The sequence below is a fragment of the Streptomyces sp. NPDC037100 genome (assembly GCF_055606225.1).
In genome coordinates this window covers 126,954-153,673 of sequence record NZ_JBVJSX010000013.1, presented here as the reverse complement: position 1 = coordinate 153,673, position 26,720 = coordinate 126,954, and the positions used below count along the sequence as shown (strand labels likewise).

Genomic DNA, 26,720 nt, shown 5'->3' with positions numbered 1-26,720 from the left:
GATCACCGCTCGACGAACCGCGCGAGGTGATCCGGGTCGGGTCGCAGCACCCCGTCGCGCACCGCGAGCGCGGTGGCCTCGGCCCGCGAGGCGCAGCCGGTCTTGCGCAGCAGGTGCTCGACATGGCTGTGCACGGTCCGCGGCGACAGGAACAGCGGCAGGATTTCGCGGACGAATGGAAGGGCACCCTCGAAGCGGGCCGGGCCGCCGACCTGTGCGTCCTGGACCGGCCGCTGCCGGGTCTCGACCCGCACGAGATCACTCAGGCGCAGGTGGATCTCACGGTGTTCGACGGGCAGGTGGTCTTCGAGCGGTGAGGCCCAGCCGGGTTGGAGCGGTGGGGTCCGGTCGGGTGCGAGCGGTGAGGCCCAGCCGGGTTGGAGCGGTGAGGTCCGGTCGGGTGCGAGCGGTGAGAGCCGCTCGGGCCGCCCGCACCGCCGTGCGTCGCACCCCCCACCGCCGGTTGCGGTACCGGCCGGCCACCCGGCACACCGCGTAGAGGGTGAACGAGATCGTCGTGACGTAGGGGCTGATGGGGATGCTGCTGCCCAGGGCGAGCAGGATGCCGCCCTCGATGGAGAGCACGGCGAACACCACGCTCAGCGCGGGCAGCAGGACCGGCGACGGGGTGACGCGGGCGGCCGCCGCGGCCGGGGTGACGACCAGGGAGAGCACCAGCAGCGCGCCGACGATCTGCACCGACAGGGCGACCGCGAGCCCGAGCACCACCATGAACGCGAAGGACAGCGCACGCACCGGCACCCCACGGGCCTCCGCCACGTCCGGATCCGTGCTGGCGAAGGCCAGCGGACGCCACATGACCGCCAGGGCCACCAGCACCAGGGCGGACGTGCCCAGCAGCCACGACATCTGCGGGGTGTCCACGGCGACGATCTGCCCGGTGAGCAGCCCGAACTTGTTGGCCGCCCGGCCCTTGTACAGGGCGAGGAAGAGCACACCGAGTCCCAGGCCGAACGGCATGATGATGCCGATCACCGAGTTGCGGTCCCGGGCCCGGGACCCGAGGACGCCGATGGCACCGGCGGCCAGGAGCGAACCGGCGATCGAGCCGACCACGATGTTCGCGTCCAGCAGCAGGGCGGCCGAGGCGCCCGCGAACGACAGCTCACTGATGCCGTGCACCGCGAACGGCAGGTCCCGCATCAGGACGAACACCCCGGCCAGTCCGCCCACCAGGCCCAGTGCCACGCCGACGACCAGGGAGTTGCGGACCAGGGCGAGGAGTTCGCCGTAGTCGGTGAAGTCGAAGATCTGGTGCCAGATCCCGTCGGCGAGTGTCATGCGCGCCCTCCGTCCGTCTCGTGGGCCTGCTCGGGGTGGTGAGGCGGGCCGGCCGTCTCGTCGGGAGCTCCCGCGACCACCACCCGGCCCCGGACGCGGAGCACGTCGACCCGCGTGCCGTAGAGGCGGGACAGCGACTCCGAGGTCAACACCTCCTCCGGGGTCCCGGCCCGGTGGCCGCCGGGAGCCAGGTACAGCACCCGGTCGGCCATGCCCAGCACCGGGTTGATCTCGTGCGTCACGAACACCACGGCCGTGCCGTCAGAGCGACGCCGGGCGTCGATCAGCTCGGTGACGGCCCGCTGGTGGTGCAGGTCGAGCGACAGCAGCGGCTCGTCGCACAGCAGTAGGCGGGGGTCGGTCGCCAGGGCCTGCCCGATGCGCACGCGCTGCCGTTCGCCGCCGGAGAGCATCCCGAGCGGGACGTCGGCGTAGGCCGAGGCGCCGACCGACGCGAGGATCTCGTCCACCCTGCGGCGGACGCCGCCGGTGCGTGGCCGCGGCCCGAAGCGGTGGCCGTCGATGCCGAACCGGACGAGATCCCGGGCGCGCAGCATGGCCTGCGCGGACAGCGCCGCCTGCTGTGGGACGTAGCCGATGTGCCGGGCGGCCTCGCGGGCCGGCCGGCCGAGGACGGTCAGCGTGCCGGCGGACAGCGGCTGACGGCCCAGCAGCGCCCGGACGAAACTGGTCTTGCCCGCGCCGTTGGGGCCCAGCACGGCCAGGAACTCCCCGGGCCGCACGTCGAGATCGAGACCGCTCCACACCTCGCGGTCGCCGTAGGTCAGGGCGGCCGCGCGCAGGGCGATGACCGGTGTGCCGTCCTGCCGGGGTGTCGGGGTCACTTGGCCAGAGCGCTCGAGAGCGCGTCGATGTTGGCGGTCATCCAGCCGAAGTAGTCCTTGCCCCGAGGCAGGGTCTCGGTCACGGGCACGACGGGGATGCCGGCCGCCTTGGCCGCCGCCTCGGCCCCCTCGGTCTGGGGTCCGGAGGTCTGCTCGTTGTAGACGAGGGCCTTCACCTTCTTGCCGCTGAACAGCGCGAGGCTCGCTTGGAGGACGCGCGGGGAGACGTCGTCGCCCTCTTCGATCGCCTCGCTGAACTGCGCGGGCGTCCGGTTCACCAGGCCGCTCGCCTCGGTCATGTACAGCGGTACCGGCTCGGTGATGGCGATGCCCTCACCGTCGTGCGCCTTCTTGATCCGCGCTTCCCCGGCCTCCAGCGGTGCGAGCTTCGCCTTGAAGGCGGCGGCGTTCCTCGTGAAGGCGCCGGCGTCGCCCGGGTCGGCCTTCGCGAGGACGGCGGAGATCCGGTCGGCGACCTTGGCGACGGTGGGGAAGTCGTACCAGACGTGCTCGTTGAGCTCGCCGCCCTTGGGCGCGGTCCTCCCGGACACCTCGACCGCGTTGATCACCTCGGCGGAGCCGTTGTGGCCGCTCTTGAGCATGCGGTCGACGAAGTCGTCGTAGCCGCCGCCGTTCTCGACGACGACCTTCGCCCTGGCCAGCGCCAGCTGGTTCTGGGGGTCGGCCTCGTAGGAGTGCGGGTCCTGGTCGGGGTCGCTGATGACCGACGTGACGTCGACCCGATCGCCGCCTATGCGTCGGGCGATGTCGCCCCAGACGTTCGTGGAGGCGACCACGGTCACGCGAGCCGGTGTGCTCTTGCCGCCGGAGGAGTCCGACGAGCCGCCGCAGCCCGCCAGCAGGGCCAGTGACGCGCTGGTCAGCAGCGCGATGCGGCGGGACGTGGACAGGGGCATGGCTCCTCCAGGAGGGCGGGCGCAAAGGTCATCGGCGGACAGCACGCTAGATGGGAATGAATGTCAGAAGCGGCTTGCGGTCGAAGTCATGTGAAAACCATTGCCAATTGTTGGTGATTCTCTGGACTCGCTATCCAGGCGCTGGACTCATGGTCTAAGGTGATCGTGATGAGAGGGGGCGGAGATGAGCAACGCTCTGAATGCCGAGCGGGACGCGGTCCTCGCCGCGCTGAAGCCGGTCGTGGACGGGATCGCCGCGACCTTCGGGCCGGTCTGCGACGTCGTGCTGCACGACTACCGGAACCCGGAGCGATCGGTGGTCGCGGTGGCCGGAGCGGTGACCGGGCGTACGGTCGGCGGCGCGATGAGCGAGATCGGCATGCGTGTCCTCGCCCGCGGCGACGAGGCGTCCGACGAGCTGAACTACGTCAGCCGCGCCCGCAACGGCACGCTGGTGAAGTCCTCCACCATGGTGCTCCGGGATTCCACGGGAGCGGTGTTCGGCGCCCTCTGCATCAACGTGGACGTCGGCGCAGTCACCCAGGTCCACGACCTGCTCGGCGCGCTCGCCGGAGTCGGTGCCGCCGCTCCGGCGGAGCTCCCGACGACCACCTTCGGCAACGACATCGACTCCGTGGTCGACGCCCTCGTCGACGCCCACCGGTCTCAGCAGCGGGGCAGCTGGGCGGAGCTCGACCGCGCGGAACGCCTGGAGCTGTTCGGCGGCCTGGACGGCCGCGGGGTCTTCGCCGTGCGCGGCGCCGTCGAACAGGTCGCCGCCCGGCTCGGCATCTCCCGTGCGTCCGCCTACAACTACCTGTCCCGGGCCCGGGCCGCCCACGACACTTCCACCGGAGGATCCGCGTGACGACCACCACCCCACCGGTCACCCTCGACGACGTCCGGGACGCCGCCGCCCGCCTCAAAGGCGTCGCCCACCGCACGCCCGTGCTGCGCTCCCGCACCCTGGACGCGCTCGCCGGAACCGAGGTCTTCCTCAAGTGCGAGAACTTCCAGCGCGTGGGCGCCTTCAAGTTCCGCGGCGCCTACAACGCCGCCTCCCGCCTCACCCCCGAGCAGCTGTCCCGGGGCATCGCCGCCTACTCCTCCGGCAACCACGCCCAGGCCGTCGCCCTAGCAGCCCGGGAGCTGGGCACCACCGCCGTCATCGTCATGCCGGAGGACGCTCCGCCCTCGAAGCGGGCCGCCACCGCCGGCTACGGCGCCGAGATCGTCACGTACGACCGCTACACCGGAGACCGCGTCGCCCTCGCCGAGGCCCTCGCCGCCGAGCGCGGCCTCGCCCTCATCCCGCCCTACGAGCACCCGCACGTCATGGCCGGGCAGGGCACGGCCGCTCTCGAACTCCTCGAAGAGGTAGGGGAGCTGGACGCGCTGCTGACGCCGGTCGGCGGTGGCGGGCTGATGGCCGGCAGCGCCACGGCGGCCAAGGGGCTGCACCCCGGCATCCGGACCGTCGGTGTCGAGCCGGAGGCCGGGGACGACACCAAGCGTTCGCTGGAAGCGGGCCGGCGCGTCAGCATCCCGGTCCCGCACACCATCGCCGACGGCCAGGCCCTGCACACCCCGGGAGAGCTGACGTTCTCGGTCAACGCACGGCTCCTCGACGAGGTCGTCCTGGTCACCGACGACGAGATCCGGGACGCGATGCGGTTCGCCTTCGAGCGTCTGAAGATCGTCGTCGAGCCGAGCGGCGCCACCCCGCTGGCCGCACTGCTCACCGGCCGGGCGGGCACCCTCCCCCCTCGCGTCGGTGTCGTCATCTCCGGCGGCAACATCGACGCCGGACGCTTCGCCGAACTCTGCGGCGGCGCCACCCCCTGAATGGCGCCGCCCGGAGGGCGGACGGACGATGGAGGCACACCCCCACCGAGGAGGAGCGTCATGCTTGAAGTGAAGACGCTCGACAAGCCGGACGAGCGGCGCGACTACCCCCGAGGCCACCTGGAAGCCGTCCACATGACAGGGCTGGACTTCGCCGTGGCCACCTTCGAACCGGGCTGGCGCTGGTCCGAGTCCGTGGCCCCGATCGCGGGGACGGACAGCTGCCGGATCCACCACAACGGCTACGTCGTCTCGGGCCGTATGCACATCCGCATGGACGACGGCGCGGAGAGCGAAGTGGGACCCGGCGACGTGTTCGTCTGCGCGCCCGGCCACGACGCCTGGGTCGTCGGCGACGAGCAGTGCGTGGTGTACGACTTCGCGGGCAGCATGGCCAAGGAGTACGCCAAGAAGGACTAGCGAGGCCGCTTCAAGTCCACGGCCCGCTCCGTCGTCGCCCAGGCCCTCGACGGCATCGCGTCGGGCGCCTACGAGGTCCTGGCCGACGACCTCTCACGGCAGGTCAAGGCGGTCTCGCGGTCGGCCCGCACACCCTCTGCCCGCATCTCGCCGCCGTCTGATCACACCGGCAGCAGCCGGGCCACCAGGGCGCTCAGCTGCCGGGCGTTGCGGCACTCGTGCATCTCGACCAGCTCGGCGTAGGCGGGCGCGACGGAGTCGCCCGTGCCCCAGCGGGAGCGCTGCTCGGGGTTCAGCCAGTGGACGCGGCGGGCGCGCTCGGCGATCTGCCGCAGGGCGGGCAGATTCGGGTCGCTCCGGTTCGTACGGGCGTCACCGAGGACGAACACGGTCGTACGGGAACCGGCCGCGTCCGCGTACCGCTCCGCGAACTCGCCCAGGGCCATGCCGTAGTCGCTGCTTCCGTGATAGCCCGTGACGGCCGCCTCCGCCTGGATGCGGGTGCCCAGCCCTTCCGGATCGGCCCGCCCGTGCTCCAGCAGCCCGGTCACCTCGTCGATCCGGTTGACGAAGGCGAAAACGCGCACCTTGCTGAACTGGTCGTGCAACGCCTGCACCAGCAGCATCGTGAAATCGGAGAAGCCGGAGACCGAACCCGACACGTCGCACAGCAGCACCAGTTCGGGGCGGGCGGGACGCCGTGCGCGCAGCACCGGCTTCATCGGCACTCCGCCCGTCGACAGCGAACCGCGCAGGGTCCGCCGCAGATCGATCGTGCCCCGGGAGGCGCGACGGCGCCGGGCCGCCAGCCGGGTCGCGAGCTTGCGGGCCAGCGGCTGCACCGTTCTGCGCAGCTCGGCCAGCCGGTCCTGCCCGGCGAACAGGAAGTCCACCCGGTCCGCGGTCGGGGCCACAGCCCGCCGGGCGATCTCGTCCCGGCCGCGCCGCTCGGCGACCCGCCGCCGTGCCTCCGCGGCCACCAGGGCGCGGAAGGCGTCAATGCGCCGCCGGATCTCGTCCTCCAGCAGCCGGTCCGCGAACCCCTGCCTCCCGCCCTGCCCCCGGACGGTGTCACGCACCCGGGCCAGCAGTGTCTGCGGCCGCAGCCGCTCGAGTGCCTGGTACGACGACCAGCCGTCCGACTCCGGCGAGGAACCGTAGCCGCCGAAACCGTCGACCGCCTCGATCGCCAGCCGGCCCAGCATCTCCCGGTCGTCGGCGGCCAGGGCGTCGGCCAGCCGGTCCCGCAGATCCTCGCGCCCCGCCGCCCGGTGCTCGGGGCCGCCGACGCCGCGCGGGAAGTACAGGTCGAAGACCGGGTCGAACACCTGCCGTTGCGCGGGCCCGTGCAGCAGCGTCGCCGCGAGCCCCTCGCGCAGCAGCTCCCGGTCCGCGAGCCCGAGTTCCCCGACCGCCCGCGCCGCGTCGACCGTCTCGCCGGTGCCGATCCGCACACCGTGCGCGCGCAGCGCCCCGACCAGTGACGTCAGCCGCTCGGCGACGCCCTCCGGCGTGGTCACAGGGCGTCCAGGTCCAGCTTGGCGGACGCCTTGAGGACGTCGTCCTGATGCTTGAGGAGCACGCCGAGCGTGGCCTTCACGATCGTCTCGTCCAGCGACTCGGCGCCGAGCGCGAGCAGGGTGTGCGCCCAGTCGACGGTCTCGGCGACCGACGGCGCCTTGCGCAGATCCATAGCCCGCAGCGCGCCCACGATCCGGACGACCGAGCGGGCCAGGGTCTCGTCGAGCCCCGGCACCTTCAGCCGTACGATCCGGCGCTCCAGCTCCTCGTCGGGAAAGCCGATGTGCAGGAAGAGGCAGCGGCGGCGCAGCGCCTCGGACAGCTCCCGGCTCGCGTTGGAGGTGAGGACGACGAAGGGGCGGCGGGTCGCGGTGATGGTGCCCAGTTCGGGGACGGTCACCTGGAAGTCGCTGAGCACCTCCAGAAGCAGGCCCTCCACCTCGACGTCGGCCTTGTCGGTCTCGTCGATCAGCAGCACCTTCGGCTCGTCGCCCCGGATCGCCGTCAGGAGGGGCCGGGTGAGGAGGAACTCCTCGCTGAAGATGTCCGTACGGGCCTCGTCCCACGTCTCGTCGCGGCCCGCGCTGATGCGCAGGAGCTGCTTGGCGTGGTTCCACTCGTACAGCGCCCGGGACTCGTCCACCCCCTCGTAGCACTGCAGGCGGACCAGCCGCGCTCCGGCCACCTCGGCGACGGCCTTGGCGAGCTCCGTCTTGCCGACTCCGGCCGGGCCTTCCACGAGGAGCGGCTTGCCGAGGCGATCGGCGAGGAAGACGGTGGTGGCGACGGCGGGCGAGGCGAGGTAGCCGGTCTCGGCGAGGCGTGCGGAGACGTCGTCGACGGATGTGAACAACGGTGGCCTCCAGGACGGCGGCGAGGGACTGACGGGCAGGCACTATCTAAGCGCTTGTTCACCCGCGGTGTCACGGGATTCCCGTCCGGGCCGACGGCAAAACCGATCGGTTTCCCCCCGGAGGCGGCGCGCTGCTCTCCCGGTAGGGCCACAACCCACAAGGCGTCCACCCGGGACCCGCTCATCGACACGTGGCTGCGACCGCCCTGCCGGACTCGATCGTCCCTGAGTCCGAAGGCGGGGTCAGTCCTCGCCGACCAGGATCACCTCCAGCGTGCGTGGGCCGTGCACCCCCTCGACGCGGTCCAGCTCGATGTCACTGGTCGCCGAAGGTCCGGAGATCCACGTCAACGGGCGTGCCGGGTCGAGGCGTTCGAGCCCCTGCGGCACGGACGACACGACCTGGCCGGGCACCCGCACCACACAGATGTGGTGGTCGGGGACGAGAGTGATCCGGCGGCGGCCCTGGTCGGGCGAGCCGTCCAGCACGATGGTGCCGGTCTCGGCGATCGCGACCGCACAGGCCGTCACCACACTGTCCACCCGGTCCAGCTCGTCCGGAGTGCTCTCGGCCCGGTCGGCCACCCGCGTCACCCCGGTCGCCGCCAGCCACTCCTCGTCCAGCCCGGGCGGCACCAGCACCGAAGCCGCCCCGCGCCGGTCCAGCAGCCCCGCGATCAGAACGGGCAGTCCGGCGGCATCCGTGCGGTGCACGAGCGCCCGGTAGTCCGCCAGGTTCTCGGCGAGCAGCTCCACCGTCCGCGCGACGGTCCGCTGCCCGTGCTCGCGCAGGTAGTCCCGCACGATCGGCGTCTCGTCGGCCGGTGCGTCCGCCAGCGCGCGCCGCACCCGCCCCAGGATCCGTTCCCTGCTGTTCACCTGTCCGCGTCCTTCCCACCACGAGTCCGCTGCCACCAGTCCCTGAACGGTTCGGCGGGCACCGGCGGCAGATCCCGGGACCCGCTCCAGGCCTTGCCCGGGCCGGGCAGCGTCCGGGGGTGGAAGCGACGCGTCCGGGAGGCGACGCGCTGGCCGGTGCGCAGCGCCCCCGCGTGCGTGAACGCCCAGCGTGCCGCGCGCATGGCCGCCCGCTCGGCGGCATGCCCCTTCGCGGGCCGCAGCACCACCTTGTTGCCCTCCCGCGTGACCTCGCCGCCCTGCACCACCCGCTCCCGCAGGTGCACCAGCACCTCCGGGATGTCGATCGCGACCGGGCACACCTCGTAGCACGCCCCGCACAGCGACGAGGCGTACGGCAGCGAGGCGTCGATCTCGCTGCCCGTACCCCGCAGTTGAGGGCTGAGGATCGCGCCGATCGGTCCCGGGTACACCGAGCCGTAGGCATGGCCGCCGGCCCGCTCGTAGACGGGGCACACATTCAGGCAGGCCGAGCAGCGGATGCAGCGCAGTGCCTGCCGGCCGACCTCGTCGGCGAGGGTGTCGGTGCGGCCGTTGTCCAGCAGCACCAGATGGAAGGTGCCCGGCCCGTCCTGATCGGTCGTGCCGGTCCATGTCGACGTGTACGGGTTCATGCGCTCCGCGGTCGAGGAGCGGGGGAGTGTCTGCAGGAAGACCTCGAGGTCCTGCCACGTCGGCACGATCTTCTCGATGCCGACGACCGAGATCAGCGTCTCGGGCAGGGTCAGGCACATCCGGCCGTTGCCCTCGGACTCCACGACCACCAGGGTGCCCGTCTCGGCGACCATGAAGTTGGCGCCGGAGATGCCGACCTTGGCCCGCAGGAACTTCTCCCGCAGGTGCACACGGGCGGCCTCGGCGAGTTCGGCCGGTGAATCGGTCAGGCCGTCGGGGGCGGGCCGGCCCCACTCGCTCATCTCACGGGCGAAGATGTCCCGGATCTCGCCCCGGTTGCGGTGGATGGCCGGGACGAGGATGTGCGAAGGCCGGTCCTTGCCCAACTGCACGATCAGCTCGGCCAGATCGGTCTCGTAGGCATGGATGCCCTCGGCCTCCAGCGCCTCGTTGAGACCGATCTCCTGCGTGGCCATCGACTTGACCTTGACGACCTCCGACTCGCCGGTCGTCTTCACGAGCCGGGTGACGATCTCGTTGGCCTCGTCCGCGTCGGCGGCCCAGTGCACGACGCCGCCCGCGGCCGTGACCGACTCCTCCAACTGCACGAGGTAGCGCTCGAGATGGCGCAGCGTGTGGTCCTTGATCCGCTTGCCCGCCTCGCGCAGCTCGGCCCAGTCGGACACCTCCGACACCGCCTTCGCCCGCTTGGCGCGGATGGTGTGCGTGGCGTGCCGCAGATTGCCGCGCAGGGTCGCATTCCCCAAGGCCTCTCGCGCGGCCTCCGGAAACGCCGGCATGCCGAGATACGTCCCGCTCATACGGCCGGTTCCTCCTTTGTGCTCGCCAGGATCTCCGCGATGTGAACCGGCCGCATGCCGGTCCGCAGCCGGGTCATCGTCCCGCCGATGTGCATCAGGCAGGAGTTGTCGGCCGCGCACAGCACCCCGGCGCCCGTCGACTCGGCGTTGCGCACCTTGTCGGCGCCCATCGCCGCCGAGACGTCGGCGTTCTTCAGCGCGAAGGTGCCGCCGAACCCGCAGCACTCGTCCGCGCCCGGCAGCTCGACGAGCTCCAGCCCCTTCACCGACTGCAGCAGCCGCCGCGGCCGCTCACCGAGGCCGAGTCCGCGCAGCCCGTGGCAGGTCGGGTGGTAGGTCACCTTGTGCGGGTAGTACGCCCCGACGTCCGTCACGCCCAGCACATCGACCAGGAACTCCGTCAGCTCGTACGTCTTCGGCACCACCGGCGCCAGTGTGGCGGCGAGAGTGTCCCCGCGCCCCTCCGCCCTGGCCCGTTCGCCCATCCGCGGATACAGCTCCCGCACCATCGCCCCGCACGACCCGGACGGTGTCACGATCGCCTCGTACTCGCCGAATACATCGGAGAAATGCCGGGCGAGCGGCTCGGCCTCACGTCGGTACCCGGTGTTGTAGTGAGCCTGCCCGCAGCAGGTCTGCGCCATCGGGAAGTCGACATCGACACCCAGCCTGGTCAGCAGTTTCACCACGGCGCGCCCGGTGTCCGGATACAGCGTGTCGTTGACACAGGTCAGGAACAGGGCGACACGCATCGCGGCTCCTCGTGGTCGGTCATCGGATGAGTGCAGCCTAGTCCGGGCGCGGGGCCTGCGGGAGACCCCATCACTGCGCGGCGAGCCGAGCCTGCGCGGCGCGCCACCGCTCGGTTCCGCCGCGCGGCTCGTACCGGGTGAGCGGCTGCGTGTTCACGAGCAGCCGCCGCATCCCGGCCAGGTCGCCGACCAGCCCGTCCGCCCGCGCCTGCACCAGGACGTTCCCCAGGGCCGCCGCCTCGGTGGGCCCGGCCACCACCGGCAGCCCGCACGCGTCGGCGGTCAGCTGGCACAGCAGGGCGTTGCGCGTACCGCCTCCCACCACATGGACGACGTCGACCGCGTGTCCGGCCAGCCGCTGGGCGTCCTGGACGGCCTTGCGGTGCGCGAGCGCGAGGGAGTCGAGGATGCAGCGCGTCACCTGGGCCGGCGACTCGGGCACCGGCTGCCCCGAGACACGGCACGCCTCGGCGATCCGCTCCGGCATCCGCCCGGGCGCGAGGAACCCCGCGTCGCCCGCGTCCACGACCGACCGCAGCGCCGGCGCCTTGGACGCCTCCAGCAGCAGCGCGCCGAGATCCGGTTCGCCCCAGGCCCGTACGCACTCCTGGAGCAGCCACAGCCCCATGATGTTCCGCAGATAGCGGACCGTGCCGTCCAGCCCGAGCTCGTTGGTGAAGTTCGCGGCCCGGCTGTCCTCGGTCAGCACCGGCGCGTCCAGTTCCAGACCGGCCAGCGACCAGGTGCCGGTACAGATGTAGGCGAACCGCTCACCCGACGCGGGTACGGCGGCGACCGCCGACGCGGTGTCGTGCGACCCGACGGCCGTCACCGGCACGGGACCGCTCAGCCCGGTCTCCTCCAGCACCCGTGGCCGCAGTACCCCCGCCGGATCACCGGGCTGCCGCAGCGGCGCGAACAGCCCGAGGTCGACACCTAGGCGCTCCGCGACGCCGTACGCCCAGTCGCGGGTGCGCGGGTCGATCAGCTGGGTCGTGGACGCGTTGGTGAGTTCCGTGCCCTGCTCGCCGGTCAGCCAGTACGTCAGCAGGTCCGGCATCAGCAACAGCCGCCGGGCCCGGGCGAGCTGGGCCGTGGAGCGGGCGGCGATGAGCTGGTACAGCGTGTTGAAGGGCGCGTACTGCAACCCGGTCGCGGCGTACAGCTCCCCGGCGGGCACGGTCGCCCACACCTTCTCCGGGACGCCCTCCGTGCGGGCGTCCCGGTAGTGCACGGGATTGCCGAGCAGCGCCCCGTCGGCGTCCAGCAGCCCGTAGTCCACGGCCCAGCTGTCGATGCCGACGGAGGCGACCTGTCCCGCTGCCCGCAGCCCGTCCAGCACTCCGGCGTACAGGCCGAGCACGTCCCAGCGCAGCCCCTCGGGCACGCGTACCGGCCGGTTCGGGAAGCGGTGGGCCTCGCTCAGCTCCAGCGAGTCGAGTCCGACACGGCCGACCATGACGCGCCCGCTGGACGCGCCGAGATCGACCGCGGCGTACGACTTCACGGCGGCGCTCATCGCAGGAAGGCGGCCGCAACGCCGGCGTCGACCGGGATGTGCAGACCGGTCGTGTGCGTGAGGTCACCACCGGTCAGCGCGTAGACGGCGTTGGCCACGTGCTCAGGGAGCACCTCGCGCTTGAGGATGGTCCGCTGGGCGTAGAACTCACCCAGCTTCTCCTCCTCCACCCCGTACACGGCGGCCCGCTGGGCGCCCCACCCGCCGGCGAAGATCCCCGAGCCACGCACCACGCCGTCCGGGTTGACGCCGTTGACGCGGATGCCGTGCTCGCCCAATTCGGCCGCGAGCAGCCGCACCTGGTGGGCCTGGTCGGCCTTGGTGGCGGAGTAGGCGATGTTGTTGGGCCCGGCGAACACGGCGTTCTTCGAGGCGATGTAGACGATGTCACCACCCAGTTGCTGGGCGATCATCACCCGGGCCGCCTCCCGCGACACCAGGAAGGAGCCGCGGGCCATGATGTCGTGCTGGAGGTCCCAGTCCTTGGCGGAGGTCTCCAGCAGCGGCTTGGAGATCGAGATGCCCGCGTTGTTGACGACGAGGTCCACGCCGCCGAAGGCCAGCACCGCCGCACGGAACGCCTCGGCGATCTGCTCCTCGGACGTGACGTCCACCGTCACCGCGACGGCCTTGTCGGGTCCGCCCAGCTCCTCGGCGACGGCCTCGGCGTTGTCCGCGTCGAGATCGGCGACGACCACGCACGCCCCCTCGGCGACGAGCCGGTGCGCGATGGCCTTGCCGATCCCGCTCCCTGCACCCGTCACCAGAGCCACCCGGGTCGCCAGCGCCTTGGGCTTCGGCATCCGCTGCAGCTTGGCCTCCTCCAGCGCCCAGTACTCGATGCGGAACTTCTCGGACTCCTCGATCGGCGCGTAGGCGGACACGGCCTCGGCCCCGCGCATCACGTTGATGGCGTTGACGTAGAACTCGCCGGCGACCCGGGCGGTCTGCTTGTCCTTGCCGAACGAGAACATGCCGACCCCCGGGATCAGCACGATCGCCGGGTCGGCGCCGCGCATGGCGGGGGAGTCGGGCTCGGCGTGGCGCCGGTAGTAGGCGGCGTACTCCTCGCGGTACTCGGCGTGCAGCTCCTTCAGCCGGGCGATCGCCTCGTCGAGCGGAGCGGTCGGCGGCAGGTCCAGCACCAGCGGGCGGACCTTGGTGCGAAGGAAGTGGTCCGGGCAGGAGGTGCCGAGCGCGGCGAGGCGCGGGTGCTCGGCGCTCGCGAGGAAGTCGAGCACGGCCTCGCAGTCGTCGAAGTGCCCCACCTGAGGCCGGTCCTGGGAGGCGATCGCCCGTACGTACGGGGCGAGTGCGGCGGCCCGCTCCCGCCGCTGCGCGGCATCCAGCGCGGCGTACCCCTCGATCACCGGCCCGAAGGGCTCGGGCTTCCCCCGCTCGGCGAGGAACCGCTCGGCGGTCCGGATGATGTGCAGCGAGTTCCGCTCGCACTCCTCGGAGGTGTCCCCCCAGGCTGTGATCCCGTGCCCTCCGAGAACGCACCCGACGGCCTGAGGGTTGGCCTTCTTCACGGCGGCGATGTCCAGCCCCAGCTGGAAACCGGGCCGCCGCCACGGCACCCACACCACGCTGTCCCCGAAGCATTCGGCGGTGAGCTTCTCCCCGTCGGCGGCACAGGCGAGCGCGATCCCCGAGTCCGGGTGCAGATGATCGACGTGCGCGGCCTCGACCAGCCCGTGCATGGCGGTGTCGATGGAGGGAGCGGCCCCGCCCTTGCCGTGCAGGCAGTAGTCGAAGGCGGCGACCATCTCGTCCTCGCGCTCGACGCCCGGATAGACGTCGACGAGCGCCCGCATCCGGTCGAGCCGCAGTACGGCGAGCCCGGCCTCGGTCAGCGTCCCGAGGTCACCGCCGGACCCCTTGACCCACATCAGCTCGACGTCCCCACCGGTGACGGGGTCGGTCTCGGTGCCCTTGGCGGAGGCATTGCCCCCCGCGTAGTTCGTGTTCCGGGGATCGGCCCCGAGCCGGTGCGACCGGGCGAGGAGGGCGTCGGCTTCGGGATGAACGGCCATGAACGGTTCCTTTGCAACGGAGGGTGTGTATCTCAGGGGCGCGGGGAACTGCGCGACCGGCCACATGCGGCCCGCAGCCCGAATCGGACAGAACCCGGCAGACGCTCACGCTCCCCAGCCGGCCTGCTGCCCACCCACGCGCTCGGCCACGATCCGCTCGGCCCATCCCGACCGCCGATACGCTGCGACGGGGTCGGGGTCCACCCCCATCTCCTCCCGGACCTCCCGCAGCAGAGGCCGCACATCCGTGTTGTACGCGTCCATCACCACGGCGTTCGCCTCCAGCACGTCCCCCGCCCGCTGCGCCGCGGCCAACGCGTCACCATCGACCAGCAGCGCCTTGGCCGTGGCCTCCTGCACGTTCATCACCGACCGGATGATCGCCGGAATCTTCGCCTCGATGTTGTGGCACTGGTCGAGCATGAAGGCGACCTCGGGCGAGAACCCACCGCCCCGCACGACCTCGTACATGATCCGGAACAGCTGGAACGGATCCGCCGCCCCGACCATGAGGTCGTCGTCCGCGTAGAACCGCGAGTTGAAGTCGAACCCGCCGAGCTTCCCCTCACGCAGCAGCGTCGCCACGATGAACTCGATGTTGGTCCCCGGGGCGTGATGCCCCGTGTCGACGACGACCTGGGCCTTGGGCCCGAGCTTCAGGCAGTGGGCGTAGGCGGTGCCCCAGTCCGGCACATCCGTCGTGTAGAACGCCGGCTCGAAGAACTTGTACTCCAGCAGCATCCGCTGCCCGTCCCCGAGCCGCTCGTAGACCTCCGCCAGCCCTTCGGCCAGCCGGTCCTGGCGCGCCCGGATGTCGTCCTGGCCGGGATAGTTCGTCCCGTCGGCGAACCACAGCTTCAGATCCCCCGAGCCCGTCGCATCCATGATGTCGACGCACTCCAGCAGATGGTCGACGGCCTTCCGCCGCACGGAGGCCTCCGGATGACAGATGCTCCCGAGCTTGTAGGCGTCGTCCTGGAACGTGTTGGAGTTGATCGCCCCGAGCTTCACGCCCCGCTGCTCGGCATGCTTGGCCAGCGCCGCGTAGTCGTCGACCTTGTCCCACGGAATGTGCAGGGCCACCGTCGGGGCGACCCCGGTGAACTCGTGCACCTTCGCCGCGTCGTCCAGCTTCTCGAACGGGGTGCGCGGAACGCCCTGCTGCGCGAAGACCTTGAAGCGTGTGCCCGAGTTCCCGTACGCCCACGACGGCGTCTCGACGGCCTGTGTCTTGAGAGCGGCCTTCGCCGCGGCGAGCTCGGTCACGTCAGGCTCCTGTGACATCGGGTCGTGACGACCACTGAATGAAACGATTCAGGACGCGAAGCTATGGGCCCCCCGTAGGGGTGTCAACCCCTCGGGCCAAGGCGGTTTCCCGTGACTCATGCGTGACCTTCTGTCCTCGAAACTTTTTCGACCGGAACCCATTGACGTGACATGCGCGGCCCGCCTAACGTCCCGGCAACCAAGTTGAAACCTTTCACGACGCCGAGAGGGCCGACCCGTCGGCGTCGTCGAGGAGCCCTCATGACCCACCCGTCCACCACGGGTCCGGCCCCGGTTCTCGCTCTGAAGGACGTCTCCAAGTCCTTCGGCGCGGTCCGCGCACTGCGGGACGTCTCCCTGGAGCTGTTCCCCGGGGAGGTGCACGCACTCGCCGGTGAGAACGGTGCCGGCAAGTCCACCCTCATCAAGACCCTCGCCGGCGTGCACCGACCGGACGCCGGCCAGGTGCTGCTCGACGGTGCGCCGGTCGCCTTCCACGGACCCGGCGACGCCCGCGACGCCGGCATCGCCGTGATCTACCAGGAGCCCACGCTCTTCCCCGACCTTTCGATCGCCGAGAACATCTACATGGGCCGCCAGCCGCGCCGCGCCCTCGGCCGGATCGACCACAAGGCCACCCACAACGCGACCGCCGCCCTGATGAAGCGCCTCGGGGTCGAACTCGACCCCGACCGGCCCGCCCGCGGCCTGTCCATCGCCGACCAGCAGATCGTCGAGATCGCCAAGGCCCTCTCCTTCGACGCCCGTGTCCTGATCATGGACGAACCTACGGCCGCCCTCACCGGCAGCGAGGTCGCCCGCCTCTTCGGCGTCGTCCGCACCCTGCGCGACCAGGGCGCCGCCGTGCTGTTCATCTCCCACCGCCTGGAGGAGATCTTCGAGATCTGCCGACGGGTCACCACCCTGCGCGACGGCGCCTTGGTCGGCAGCGAACCGCTGGACGGCATGACCGAGGACGACCTCGTGCGCCGCATGGTCGGCCGTGACCTGGACGAGCTCTACCCCAAGCAGGACGTGACACCGGGCGAGGTCGCCCTGAGCGTGCGCCGGCTGACCCGCGAGGGCGTCTTCACCGACGTCTCCTTCGACGTCCGGCACGGCGAGATCGTCGGCCTGGCCGGGCTCGTCGGCGCCGGGCGCACCGAGGTCGCCCGGGCGGTCTTCGGCATCGACCGCTGGGACGCCGGCGAGGTCGCCGTCCACGGCAAGTCCCTGGTCAACGGCGCGCCCTCGGCCGCCATGGCCGCCGGAGTCGCCCTGGTCCCGGAGGACCGGCGCGCCCAGGGCCTTGTGATGGACATGTCCATTGAGCGGAACATCGGGCTCACCGGGCTGCGCACGACGGTGAAGGCCGGGCTGATGGACCGCGGCGCCGAGCGCAGCCGCTCCCTCGACTGGGCCGTCAAGCTCCAGGTCAAGTACGCCCGGATCGCCGATACCGTCAACACGCTCTCCGGCGGCAACCAGCAGAAGGTCGTGCTCGCCAAATGGCTGGCCACCGGTCCCAAGGTGCTGATCGTCGACGAGCCGACCCGCGGCATCGACGTCGGCACCAAGGCCGAGGTGCACCGGCTGCTGTCACAGCTGGCCGCCGACGGCGTGGCCGTCCTGATGATCTCCTCCGACCTGCCCGAGATCCTCGGCATGGCCGACCGCGTGCTGGTGATGCACGAGGGCCGGCTCACCGCCGAGATCCCACGCTCCGACGCCACCGAGGAAACCGTGATGGCCGCAGCCACCGGGAGGGCCGCCGCATGACGGTCGTGACCCCGCAAGAGGCCCCCGTGGCCGACGTGCCCAAGTCGAGCGGCACCCGGCTGGCCGACCGTGTCTTCAAGATGCGCGAACTCGCCATCCTGCTCGTCTTCCTGGTGATGATCGGCGTCACCCAGGCCGGCAACAGCCAGTTCCTGTCCGAGCAGGGCATCAAGGACCTCCTGCTGAACGCGACGATCCTGGTCCTGGTCGCCACCGGCCAGTCCCTGGTGGTCATCACCCGCAACGTCGACCTGTCCGTCGGATCCACGCTCGGCATCAGCGCCTTCGCCGCCGGCACGTATCTCCAGGGTGGGGGCGACTCCGTCGTGGCGATCGCCCTGGCGGTCCTGCTCGGCATCGGCTTCGGCCTGCTCAACGGACTGCTCGTCAGCCTCGGCCAGGTGCCCGCGCTGGTCGTCACCCTCGGCACGCTCTACATCATCCGCGGCATCGACTCCATCTGGGTCGGCTCCCGCCAGATCACCGCGGCCGATCTGCCCGGCGGATTCGTCGACTTCGGCTCCGGCGGCATCTCCGCGGTGCCGTACCTGGCGCTGATCGCGCTTTCGGTGCTCATCGCCACCGCCTACTACCTCAGGCACTTCGCCGGCGGACGCGAGCTGTACGCCCTCGGCTCCAACCCCGAGGCGGCCCGCCTCGCCGGCATCCCCGTCCGCAAGCGGATCCTCGCCGCGTACACCTTCTGCGGGGCGCTCGCCGGACTCGCCGGCGCGATGTACCTGGCCCGGTTCGGCAACGTCGACTCCGGCACCGGAAACGGCTACGAACTGACCGTCGTGAGCGCGGTCGTGGTCGGTGGCGTCGTCTTCACCGGCGGCTCCGGCAGCGTCTACGGCGCGGCCCTCGGGGCGCTGCTGCTGACCTCCGTCAACAGCGTGCTGCCCGCCCTCGGCGTCAGCTCCGTGTGGGTGCTCGCGATCAACGGCATCCTGCTCATCCTCGCGATCGCGGTCGACCGGATCGTCGCGCTGCGCGTGGCCTCCGCCCTGAAGAAGAGGAACGCCCGCCATGGCTGACATCTCCCTGAGCCGAGCGGTCCGCTGGTCCGCCTTGAAGAGGTGGGATTCCGCGGTCGGCGCCCTGCTCGTCGTGGTCCTGCTGTTCTCCTTCGGCTTCGTCGACGGGTTCGGCAACGCGCTCAACCTGTCGTTCCTGATCGGCAACACCCTGCCCATCGCGCTGATCGCGCTGCCCATGACCCTGCTGGTGGTCTCCGGCGAGATCGACCTGTCCGTCGCGTCCACGGCCGGTCTGTCCGGTGCCGTGATGGGCGCCTTGTGGAACCAGGGCATGGCCATCGAGACGATCATCCCGATCTGCCTGCTGCTCGGCGTCGTGTGCGGGCTGGTCAACGGGCTGCTGGTGACCCGGCTGGGGCTGCCGTCCCTCGCCGTCACCATCGGTACCCTCGCCGCCTACCGGGGCATCGCACAGATCGTGCTCGGGTCCGACGCGGTGACCGACTTCCCCACGCAGTACCTGGACTTCGCGGCCGGGCGCATCGGTGACACCTTCATCCCCTACGCCTTCCTGCCCTTCCTCGTCCTGCTCGCCCTCGCCGTGGTCGCGCTGCACGCCACGCCGTTCGGACGGTCGCTGTTCGCGATCGGCGCGAGCGAGGAGGCCGCGCGGTTCGCCGGCATCCGGGTCAAGCGGCAGAAGCTGGTCCTGTTCACGCTGACCGGGCTGATGGCCTCACTGACCGGGATCTTCTGGGCGCTGCACTACGCGAGTGCGCGGTATGACAACGCCACCGGCCTCGAACTGTCCGTGGTGGCCGCGGTGTTGCTCGGCGGTATCGACTTCGACGGTGGCAAGGGCACGCTCGGCGGGGCTATCGCCGGGGTGTTTCTGCTGGGGGCGTTGCAGAACGTGATGAGCCTCCAGGACGTTTCCGCACAGTCGCAGATCGTCGTCACCGGTGTGTTGCTCGTGCTTTCCGTACTCGGACCGCGGGTCGCGCGGCAGATCGCCGTCGTGCGTGCTCAATCGTCGTCCGGCTGACCGTCCGCTGTGGCTGTTCGCGCCCGCGCGGCGGAGCCGCATATCGATACAGCCCCGCGCCCCCAAGAAGACAAGGGCGCGCCTCACTCACCTTCGTCAAAGGAAACCGTCATGCGTAAGTCAACCCTGCGCCGCGGCTGCGCGGCCCTCGCCACCGCCACCTCCCTCGCACTCGCGTTGACCGCCTGCGGCGGCGGCACCACCAAGAAGGACGTCGCGAACGAGGGTGGCAGCGCCGCCACCGCCGGCAAGGCCGACCCGAACGCGGCCACCAAGAAGGGCCTCACCGTGGGGTTCCTGCCCAAGCAGGTGAACAACCCGTACTTCACCAGTGCCGACAAGGGCGGCGAGAAGGCCCTGAAGGAGCTGGGGTCCAGCTACAAGGAGGTCGGGCCGTCCAGCGCGACCGACACCGCCGGGCAGGTCAGTTACGTCAACACGCTCACCCAGCAGCAGGTCGACGCGATGGCCGTGTCCGCCCAGGACCCGGGTGCGCTGTGCACCGCGCTCAAGCAGGCCATGAAGAACGACATCAAGGTCGTCACCTACGACTCCGACACCACGCCCGACTGCCGCAACGCCTTCGTCTCGCAGGCCTCCGCCGAGGACCTGGGCCGTACCGAGGTGCAGCTGCTCGCCGAGCAGATCGGCTACAAGGGCGAGATCGCGATCCTGTCCGCGGCGCAGACCGCGACGAACCAGAACACCTGGATCGACTTCATGAAGGACGAGCTGAAGAAGCCCGAGTACAAGAACATCAAGCTGGTCAAGACGGCATACGGCAACGACGACGCCCAGCAGTCCTTCCAGCAGACCCAGGGCCTGCTCCAGGAGTACCCGGACCTGAAGGGGATCATCTCCCCGACCACCGTCGGCATCAAGGCCGCCGCCCAGTACCTGTCGGGCTCCAAGTACAAGGGCAAGGTCAAGCTGACCGGCCTCGGCACCCCCAACGACATGCGCAAGTACGTCAAGAACGGCACCGTCGAGGCGTTCGAGCTGTGGGACCCGGCGAAGCTCGGCGAACTGGCCGCCCGCACGGCTGTCGCCCTGTCCTCCGGGCAGATCACGGGCAAGGAGGGCGAGACCTTCAAGGCCGGCTCCATGGGCGAGTACACCATCGGCAAGGACGGCGTGATCAGCCTCGGCAAGCCCACCGTGTTCGACGCCAAGAACATCGACCAGTTCAACTTCTAGTCCCGGAGAATCGTTGATGCAGCGCGTGTGCTTCCTGCTGAAGGTCCGGGCGGACCGCCTCGACGAGTACCGCGAGCGGCACGCCGCGGTATGGCCCGAGATGCTGAAGGCGCTCTCGGAGACCGGCTGGCACAACTACTCGCTCTTCCTGCGCGAGGACGGACTGCTGGTCGGCTACCTGGAGACCGAGGACTTCGAGGCCGCCCAGGCCGGCATGGAAGCCACCGACGTCAACGCCCGCTGGCAGGCGGAGATGGCGCCGTTCTTCGAGTCGCTGGACGGCGCCCGGCCCGACGAGGCCATGAAACCGCTCACGGAAGTGTTCCACCTCGCATGACGATGGAGTCCACGAGATGCACAGACGTACCTTGCTGGCCGCCGCCCTCGCGGGAGCAGTGGTGACCCCCGCCCTGACCTCAGGCACGGCGCGGGCCGCCGACCCGGGCCCTTCCGTCACCCGGACCGGCACCACCACACTCGACGGTCGGGCCATCTTCTTCGTGTCGTACGACGGGCTGGTCAACAACAACGCATTCCAGAAGAACGGCCTGCTGACCTACAAGGGCTACCAGTACGCCGTCTGGTACACCGCCGACCGGGGCGCCGTCGTCGGCCGCCGCGTCCTCGGCGGGAGCACCTGGTCGACCGTGAAGGTCGGGCACACCCTCCGGTACGACGACTCGCACAACGTCATCTCCATGGGCGTCTCCAAGGTCGACGGCCGGCTGCACCTCAACATGGACTCCCACAGCGACGGCTTCACCTACGTCAAGTCGGTGGCCGGGCTGATGGACAACCCCGGCGGGCTGAGCTGGACCGCCAGTCGCTTCGGGGCGCCCCAGTCCACCCTGGACGGGCTGGCGCTCACCTCCCAGTTCACCTACCCGCAGTTCGTCTCCACGCCCGACGGCAAGCTCCAGCTGAGCTATCGCGTCGCCGTCTCCGGCAACGGCCGCAACGCCCTCGCCGAGTACGACGGAACCAGGTGGACCGACCTCGGCGAGTGGTCCGCCTCCACCGGCACGTACACCAGCGAGCACGGCTCCTCGACGGCCCGCAACATGTACCTGCACGGCATCGACTACGACCGGGGCGGCCGGCTGCACTCGTTCTTCACCTGGCGCGAGCAGAACGGCGCCGTGATGTGCAACGGCGGAGGCATCACCAACCACGACACCGGCTACGTCTACTCCGACGACCGGGGCCGCACCTGGCGCAACAACGCCGGCACCGTCGTGGGCGTCACCGGCGGCTCCGACAAGGTGTCCGTGACCGACGCCGGCCTGGTGATCGACCCGCTCAACCCCGACCACTCCCTGATGAACCAGGAGAGCCAGTTCACCGACTCCGCGGGCCGGCCGCACGCGATCATCTCCTACGTCCCGGGCCGCTTCGGCCAGTGCACCACGAACTACGTCGCGGACCGGACCGCCAACGGACGCGCCTTCCACGTCCGCAAGAACGCCTCCGGCACCTGGCAGAAGACCGAGATACCGGTCCCTCTGAACTCCAGCCAGCGCACCAAGCTGATCCTGGACAAGTACGACAACGCGTACGCGGTCTTCCCCTTCGGCCGGATCGCCGGTGCCTCCGCCGCCTCCGGGTACACGGACTGGAAGACCCTTTTCGACGGCAGCGGCCTCAACGCCTTCGGCGAGGTCGTCATCGACGAGACGCGGGTCGCGCAGGACGGGGTGCTGTCGTTCATGTACCAGGAGAAGTCCAGCGGTACGACGCCCTCGGCGCTGCACGTGACGGACTTCCGCCTGCCCGCCTGACCGTATCCGGTTCCCGGGGCGGCGTGCCGGTAGTGTGAAGCCGCCCCGGACGCCGCCCCCCCTCGTCTCCCCTCTGGAGGTCCCTGCCCGATGGCCCAGTCGGTGGGTATCAAGGACGTCGCCCGCGTCGCCGGAGTCTCCGTCGGCACGGTCTCGAACGTGATCAACCGCCCGGACACGGTCGCGACCGAGACCCGGGCCCGGGTGCTGTCCGCGATAGACCGGCTCGGCTACGTCCGCAGCGAGTCCGCGCGCCAGCTGCGCGCGGGCCGCAGCCGCATCATGGGACTGCTCGTCCTCGACATGGGCAACCCCTTCTTCGTCGACGTCGCGCGCGGAGCCGAGCGCGCCGCCCGGCAGGCCGGACTCGGTGTCATGGTCTGCAACAGCGCCCAGAACCCGGGCGAGGAGGCCGAGTACCTGTCGCTCTTCGCCGAGCAGCGGGTGCGGGGCGTGCTGCTCACCCCGGCCGACGCGACCGGCCGCAACATCGAGACGTTCCGCCGGCACGGCATCCCGTTCGTCCTGGTCGACCGGGTCGCCGAGGGCACCACCGAGTGCTCGGTCTCCGTCGACGACGTGGCGGGCGGCGCCCTGGCCGTACGCCACCTCGTCGACGCCGGACACCGCTCGATCGCCTACGTCAGCGGCCCGCCCGGCCTGAACCAGGTCCGCGACCGCCGCACGGGTGCCCTCGAAGCGCTCGCCGAGGCCGGTCTGGGCCCCGACGCGCTGCGCGAGCTGCCGACCGAACGGCTGGACGTCGCCGCGGGACGGGACGCCGGGGCCCGGCTGCTCGGGATCGCCGACCGGCCCACCGCCGTGTTCTGCGCCAACGACCTGCTCGCCCTCGGTGTCCTGCAGGCCATGTACGCGGCCGGAGTCGGCGTCCCCGACGACCTCGCCATCGTCGGCTACGACGACATCGAGTTCGCCGCCGCCGCGGCCGTCCCGCTCACCTCGGTGCGGCAGCCCGCCGTCACCATGGGCGCCATGGCCGCCGACCTGCTCCTGGAGGAGACGGAGGAGGAGGGCGCGGCACGCACACACGAGCACCGCAGGGTCGTCCTGCAGCCCGAGCTGGTGGTCCGTCGCTCCAGCCTGTCCGCCCGCTGAGCCTGAACGGCCGTTCAGCAAGGTTTCATGATCGAGGGGCTCACCCACGGGCGATCCTTGTGATGAACTGGGACGCGGTCCGAAATCCCTCCGTCCCGGGAGCCCTGTTGACCGTCAGCTACCGCCAGCCCGGAGTCCTCCTCACCGACCGCCGCTTCACCGTCCCCCTCGACCACGGCCGACCCGAGGGCGAGACGATCGAGCTGTACGCCCGGGAGGTCGTGGCGAGCGACAAGGCATCCCAGGACCTGCCGTGGCTGCTCTATCTCCAGGGCGGACCCGGCTTCGGCGCCGACCGGTCCGTCGGGCGGCCGGGCTGGCTCGGCAGGGCCCTGAAGGAGTACCGAGTCCTGCTCCTCGACCAGCGCGGCACCGGCCACAGCACCCCCGCGAACCGCCAGACGCTCCCGCTGCGCGGCGGCCCGGCCGAGCAGGCCGACTACCTCACACACTTCCGCGCCGACTCGATCGTCCACGACTGCGAGGCCGTCCGCGCGGAACTCACCGGAGGCAAGCCCTGGACCGTCCTCGGCCAGAGCTTCGGCGGCTTCTGCGCGACCACCTACCTGTCGCTCGCCCCCGAAGGCCTGGCCACCGCCGTGATCACCGGCGGCCTGCCTTCCTTGGACGCCCACGCCGACGACGTCTACCGGGCCGCGTTCGCGCGCATCGAACGCAAGGTCACCGCCCACTACGACCGCTACCCGCAGGACGCCGAACGCGCCCGCCGCATCGCCGACCACCTGCTCCACCACGACGTGGTCCTGCCGAACGGCTACCGGCTCACCGTGGAGGCCTTCCAGTCCCTCGGCATCGCCCTCGGCACCGGAGAGGGCACCCACCGGCTGCACCACCTCCTCGAGGACGCCTTCGTCCGTACCGCGCAGGGCTCCAGGCTCTCGGACGCCTTCCAGGAGCAGGTGCAGGCCCTGCTCTCCTTCGCCCGTCACCCGCTGTACGCCCTGATCCACGAGTCGATCTACGGCCAGGACGCCCGGCCCACGGCCTGGTCCGCCGAGCGGGTCCGCGCCGAGTTCCCGCAGTTCGACGCCGCCAAGGCCCTCGCCGGTGACGAGCCCCTGCTGTTCACCGGAGAATCGATTCACCCCTGGATGTTCGACTGCGACCCGGCCCTGCGCCCGCTGCGCGAGACCGCCGAACTGCTCGCCGCCCGCACCGACTGGACGCCCCTGTACGACCCGGCCCGCCTCGCCGCCAACACGGTGCCGGTGGTGGCGGCCGTCTACCACGACGACATGTACGTCGACACGGCCCACTCCCTGCGCACCGCCCGCACGATCCGGGGTCTGCGCACCTGGATCACGGACGAGTTCGAGCACGACGGCATCCGCACCGGCGGCCCCCGCGTCCTCGACCGGCTGCTGGCGCTGGTGCGGGGCGAGGCATGACACGGTGCGCGGGGCGAGGCATGACACGGTGCCGCACCCCCCCCTGTGATGCCGGCGGCGCGGACTAGTCTGCGGACATGACGACCACTCAACTGCAGCCCATGCCCGGCGACTGGCGGCGTGCCCTCGCGGTCGTGGCACATCCGGACGACCTCGAGTACGGCTGCTCGGCGGCGATCGCGGCCTGGACCGACGAGGGGCGCGAGGTCGCCTACGTCCTCGCGACCCGGGGCGAGGCGGGCATCGACACACTGGAGCCCGAGCGATGCGGGCCGCTGCGCGAGCGTGAGCAGCGGGCCAGTGCGGCGGTCGTCGGTGTCTCGGAGGTGGAGTTCCTCGACCACAAGGACGGTGTCATCGAGTACGGCACCGCCCTGCGCCGCGACATCGCCGCCGCCATCCGCCGCCACAAGCCCGAGCTGGTCCTCACGCTCAACCATCGCGACACCTGGGGCGGCGTCGCCTGGAACACCCCGGACCACGTGGCCGTCGGCCGGGCCACGCTCGACGCCGCCGGCGACGCCGGCAACCGGTGGATCTTCCCCGAGCTCGTCGAGCAGGGCCTCGACCCGTGGGACGGCGTGCGCTGGGTCGCGGTCGCGGGTTCCAGCACGCCCACGCACGCGGTCGACGCGACAGCCGGGATGGAACGGGCTGTGCGCTCCCTGCTGGAACACCGTACCTACATCGAGGTGTTGACCAGCGAGGACCCGGAGACGTATGCGCGCGGCTTCCTGACGCAGCACGCGGAGAGGACGGGGGAGCGGTTCGGGGGCCGCCCCGCGGTGGCGTTCGAACTGTTCAGCAGATGATCAGCGGTTGATCAACAGACGACGGGGGAGACCATGACAGGCAATGAGGAACTGGCGCACCGCTTCGAGGAACAGCGCGGACACTTGAAGGCGGTGGCCTACCGCATGCTCGGATCGCTCTCCGAGGCGGAGGACGCCGTCCAGGAGGCCTGGCTGAAGCTCAGCCGCACCGGCACGGACGACATCCACAACCTCGGCGGCTGGCTGACCACGGTGACCGGCCGCATCTGCCTGGACATGCTGCGCTCGCGCACCGCCCGTCGCGAGGAGCCGATGGGCGACAGCCAGGACACCGTGCGGGCCTACGTCCCGGACCCGGTGCTCCGGCCCCTGTCCCACATCGATCCGGCCGAGGAGGTGCTCCAGGCCGACTCCGTGGGCCTGGCCCTGCTCGTCGTGCTGGAGAACCTGACGCCCGACGAGCGGCTCACGTTCGTCCTGCACGACATGTTCGCGGTGCCGTTCGACGACATCGCGCCGATCGTGGAGCGCAACCCGGCCGCGACCCGGCAGCTCGCGAGCCGCGCCCGGCGCCGGGTGCGCGGTGCCACCCCGTCGGGCGAGCCGGACCTCGGCCGGCAGAAGCAGGTGCTCGACGCCTTCCTGGCCGCCGCGCGCGCCGGGGACTTCGAGGCGCTGGTGGCCGTACTGCACCCGGATGTGCTGCTGCGGGCCGACTCGGGCGCGCTCGTGCGCGGCGCGGCCGCCTCCAAGCTGGTTCAGGGCGCGAAGGCGGTGGCGGAGCAGGCGCTCATGTTCGCCCCGTTCACACAGGCCGCGGAGCTGGTCCTGGTCAACGGCTCGGTCGGACTGGTCAACGCGCACGGGGGCCGCGTCCAGTCGGTCATGGGCGTCACGATCGTCGACGGCCGCATCACGGACATGTACATCCTGGCCGACCCCGAGCGGCTGGAGCGTCTGGAGGTGCCCCGGCCGGTGATGTGACCGGAACGGGCCCGTCAGTTGTCGTTTCG

Annotated in this window: 26 protein-coding genes and 1 pseudogene; 15 read left to right on the top strand and 12 right to left on the bottom strand. The window is 71.1% G+C overall.

Annotation, left to right across the window (positions count from 1 at the left end; genetic code table 11):
• Positions 1 to 2 precede the first annotated feature (2 nt).
• Entirely contained in the window at positions 3 to 134 is a 132-nt protein-coding gene (locus tag ACZ7EG_RS33935) for a hypothetical protein (RefSeq protein WP_471087575.1), read from the bottom strand.
• Between ACZ7EG_RS33935 and ACZ7EG_RS33930 the strand changes: the two genes are divergently transcribed.
• Positions 123 to 317 carry an amidohydrolase family protein gene (locus ACZ7EG_RS33930; RefSeq protein ID WP_471087572.1) on the top strand — a complete coding sequence of 65 codons (195 nt, stop codon included), beginning with the start codon at positions 123 to 125 and terminating at the stop codon, positions 315 to 317. The two genes, ACZ7EG_RS33935 and ACZ7EG_RS33930, sit on opposite strands and share 12 nt — an antisense overlap.
• On the opposite strand, the gene ACZ7EG_RS33925 is transcribed toward ACZ7EG_RS33930, so the two are convergent.
• Genes ACZ7EG_RS33925 through ACZ7EG_RS33915 form a run of 3 tightly spaced genes read right to left on the bottom strand, consistent with a single transcriptional unit; the run spans position 280 to position 3,064 of the window.
• Positions 280 to 1,302 (bottom strand): metal ABC transporter permease, encoded by a 1,023-nt coding sequence (locus ACZ7EG_RS33925; RefSeq protein ID WP_471087569.1) that lies wholly within the window; start codon positions 1,300 to 1,302, stop codon positions 280 to 282. The genes ACZ7EG_RS33930 and ACZ7EG_RS33925 overlap by 38 nt on opposite strands.
• Positions 1,299 to 2,147 (bottom strand): metal ABC transporter ATP-binding protein, encoded by an 849-nt coding sequence (locus tag ACZ7EG_RS33920; protein WP_471087566.1) that lies wholly within the window; start codon positions 2,145 to 2,147, stop codon positions 1,299 to 1,301. Before ACZ7EG_RS33920 ends, ACZ7EG_RS33925 begins: the two co-directional genes overlap by 4 nt.
• Positions 2,144 to 3,064 carry a metal ABC transporter solute-binding protein, Zn/Mn family gene (locus ACZ7EG_RS33915; RefSeq protein WP_471087563.1) on the bottom strand — a complete coding sequence of 307 codons (921 nt, stop codon included), beginning with the start codon at positions 3,062 to 3,064 and terminating at the stop codon, positions 2,144 to 2,146. Before ACZ7EG_RS33915 ends, ACZ7EG_RS33920 begins: the two co-directional genes overlap by 4 nt.
• Positions 3,065 to 3,248: 184 nt before the next feature.
• On the opposite strand from ACZ7EG_RS33915, the gene ACZ7EG_RS33910 reads away from it, so the two are divergent.
• The 4 genes and pseudogenes from ACZ7EG_RS33910 to ACZ7EG_RS33895 all read left to right on the top strand — a co-directional run.
• A complete protein-coding gene (locus ACZ7EG_RS33910; RefSeq protein WP_471087560.1) occupies positions 3,249 to 3,932 on the top strand; it encodes a helix-turn-helix transcriptional regulator in 684 nt (227 codons plus the stop codon).
• A complete protein-coding gene (locus tag ACZ7EG_RS33905) occupies positions 3,929 to 4,909 on the top strand; it encodes a pyridoxal-phosphate dependent enzyme (protein ID WP_471087558.1) in 981 nt (326 codons plus the stop codon). Before ACZ7EG_RS33910 ends, ACZ7EG_RS33905 begins: the two co-directional genes overlap by 4 nt.
• A 60-nt stretch (positions 4,910 to 4,969) precedes the next feature.
• On the top strand, positions 4,970 to 5,329 hold the full coding sequence (locus ACZ7EG_RS33900; RefSeq protein WP_053673613.1) for a cupin domain-containing protein: 360 nt from the start codon (positions 4,970 to 4,972) through the stop codon (positions 5,327 to 5,329).
• A gap of 12 nt (positions 5,330 to 5,341) precedes the next feature.
• Positions 5,342 to 5,440 (top strand): annotated as a pseudogene (locus ACZ7EG_RS33895) (short-chain dehydrogenase); the annotation flags it as partial.
• Positions 5,441 to 5,490: 50 nt separating this feature from the next.
• Here the strand turns inward: ACZ7EG_RS33895 and ACZ7EG_RS33890 are convergent.
• The 8 genes from ACZ7EG_RS33890 to rhaI all read right to left on the bottom strand — a co-directional run bounded on the left by ACZ7EG_RS33890 (position 5,491) and on the right by rhaI (position 15,630).
• Entirely contained in the window at positions 5,491 to 6,849 is a 1,359-nt protein-coding gene (locus ACZ7EG_RS33890; protein WP_471087555.1) for a vWA domain-containing protein, read from the bottom strand.
• Positions 6,846 to 7,703, bottom strand: coding sequence for an AAA family ATPase (locus ACZ7EG_RS33885; RefSeq protein WP_471087552.1), 858 nt, complete (start codon positions 7,701 to 7,703; stop codon positions 6,846 to 6,848). Before ACZ7EG_RS33885 ends, ACZ7EG_RS33890 begins: the two co-directional genes overlap by 4 nt.
• A gap of 243 nt (positions 7,704 to 7,946) precedes the next feature.
• On the bottom strand, positions 7,947 to 8,582 hold the full coding sequence (locus ACZ7EG_RS33880) for a LutC/YkgG family protein (RefSeq protein ID WP_471087548.1): 636 nt from the start codon (positions 8,580 to 8,582) through the stop codon (positions 7,947 to 7,949).
• The gene (locus ACZ7EG_RS33875) at positions 8,579 to 10,057 is read right to left on the bottom strand and encodes a LutB/LldF family L-lactate oxidation iron-sulfur protein (protein ID WP_471087545.1); all 1,479 of its coding nucleotides are present in this window, start codon (positions 10,055 to 10,057) and stop codon (positions 8,579 to 8,581) included. The genes ACZ7EG_RS33880 and ACZ7EG_RS33875 overlap by 4 nt, the downstream gene beginning before the upstream one ends.
• Positions 10,054 to 10,809, bottom strand: a complete 756-nt coding sequence (locus ACZ7EG_RS33870; protein ID WP_471087543.1) for a (Fe-S)-binding protein — start codon at positions 10,807 to 10,809, stop codon at positions 10,054 to 10,056. The genes ACZ7EG_RS33875 and ACZ7EG_RS33870 overlap by 4 nt, the downstream gene beginning before the upstream one ends.
• Before the next feature lie 70 nt (positions 10,810 to 10,879).
• Positions 10,880 to 12,328, bottom strand: coding sequence for a rhamnulokinase (locus ACZ7EG_RS33865; RefSeq protein WP_471087541.1), 1,449 nt, complete (start codon positions 12,326 to 12,328; stop codon positions 10,880 to 10,882).
• Entirely contained in the window at positions 12,325 to 14,364 is a 2,040-nt protein-coding gene (locus ACZ7EG_RS33860; RefSeq protein ID WP_471087538.1) for a bifunctional aldolase/short-chain dehydrogenase, read from the bottom strand. The genes ACZ7EG_RS33865 and ACZ7EG_RS33860 overlap by 4 nt, the downstream gene beginning before the upstream one ends.
• A gap of 105 nt (positions 14,365 to 14,469) precedes the next feature.
• Positions 14,470 to 15,630 carry an L-rhamnose isomerase gene (gene rhaI, locus ACZ7EG_RS33855; protein WP_471087535.1) on the bottom strand — a complete coding sequence of 387 codons (1,161 nt, stop codon included), beginning with the start codon at positions 15,628 to 15,630 and terminating at the stop codon, positions 14,470 to 14,472.
• Positions 15,631 to 15,891: 261 nt separating this feature from the next.
• Between rhaI and ACZ7EG_RS33850 the strand changes: the two genes are divergently transcribed.
• The 10 genes from ACZ7EG_RS33850 to sigJ all read left to right on the top strand — a co-directional run bounded on the left by ACZ7EG_RS33850 (position 15,892) and on the right by sigJ (position 26,691).
• On the top strand, positions 15,892 to 17,409 hold the full coding sequence (locus tag ACZ7EG_RS33850) for a sugar ABC transporter ATP-binding protein (protein WP_471087532.1): 1,518 nt from the start codon (positions 15,892 to 15,894) through the stop codon (positions 17,407 to 17,409).
• Complete coding sequence (locus ACZ7EG_RS33845; RefSeq protein WP_471087529.1) at positions 17,406 to 18,446, top strand: ABC transporter permease; 1,041 nt, start codon at positions 17,406 to 17,408, stop codon at positions 18,444 to 18,446. The genes ACZ7EG_RS33850 and ACZ7EG_RS33845 overlap by 4 nt, the downstream gene beginning before the upstream one ends.
• Entirely contained in the window at positions 18,439 to 19,434 is a 996-nt protein-coding gene (locus ACZ7EG_RS33840; RefSeq protein ID WP_471087526.1) for an ABC transporter permease, read from the top strand. Before ACZ7EG_RS33845 ends, ACZ7EG_RS33840 begins: the two co-directional genes overlap by 8 nt.
• A gap of 111 nt (positions 19,435 to 19,545) precedes the next feature.
• The gene (gene rhaS / locus ACZ7EG_RS33835) at positions 19,546 to 20,631 is read left to right on the top strand and encodes a rhamnose ABC transporter substrate-binding protein (protein WP_471087523.1); all 1,086 of its coding nucleotides are present in this window, start codon (positions 19,546 to 19,548) and stop codon (positions 20,629 to 20,631) included.
• Between the two features lie 16 nt (positions 20,632 to 20,647).
• Positions 20,648 to 20,968 carry an L-rhamnose mutarotase gene (locus tag ACZ7EG_RS33830; RefSeq protein ID WP_471087520.1) on the top strand — a complete coding sequence of 107 codons (321 nt, stop codon included), beginning with the start codon at positions 20,648 to 20,650 and terminating at the stop codon, positions 20,966 to 20,968.
• Positions 20,969 to 20,984: 16 nt separating this feature from the next.
• A complete protein-coding gene (locus tag ACZ7EG_RS33825; protein WP_471087517.1) occupies positions 20,985 to 22,409 on the top strand; it encodes a BNR repeat-containing protein in 1,425 nt (474 codons plus the stop codon).
• 90 nt (positions 22,410 to 22,499) lie between these two features.
• Complete coding sequence (locus tag ACZ7EG_RS33820) at positions 22,500 to 23,525, top strand: LacI family DNA-binding transcriptional regulator (RefSeq protein WP_471087513.1); 1,026 nt, start codon at positions 22,500 to 22,502, stop codon at positions 23,523 to 23,525.
• Positions 23,526 to 23,632: 107 nt separating this feature from the next.
• On the top strand, positions 23,633 to 24,934 hold the full coding sequence (locus ACZ7EG_RS33815) for an alpha/beta fold hydrolase (RefSeq protein ID WP_471087510.1): 1,302 nt from the start codon (positions 23,633 to 23,635) through the stop codon (positions 24,932 to 24,934).
• A gap of 77 nt (positions 24,935 to 25,011) precedes the next feature.
• Positions 25,012 to 25,746 (top strand): PIG-L deacetylase family protein, encoded by a 735-nt coding sequence (locus tag ACZ7EG_RS33810; RefSeq protein ID WP_471087507.1) that lies wholly within the window; start codon positions 25,012 to 25,014, stop codon positions 25,744 to 25,746.
• Positions 25,747 to 25,779: 33 nt separating this feature from the next.
• Positions 25,780 to 26,691 carry an RNA polymerase sigma factor SigJ gene (gene sigJ, locus ACZ7EG_RS33805; protein ID WP_471087503.1) on the top strand — a complete coding sequence of 304 codons (912 nt, stop codon included), beginning with the start codon at positions 25,780 to 25,782 and terminating at the stop codon, positions 26,689 to 26,691.
• Positions 26,692 to 26,720: the final 29 nt, after the last annotated feature.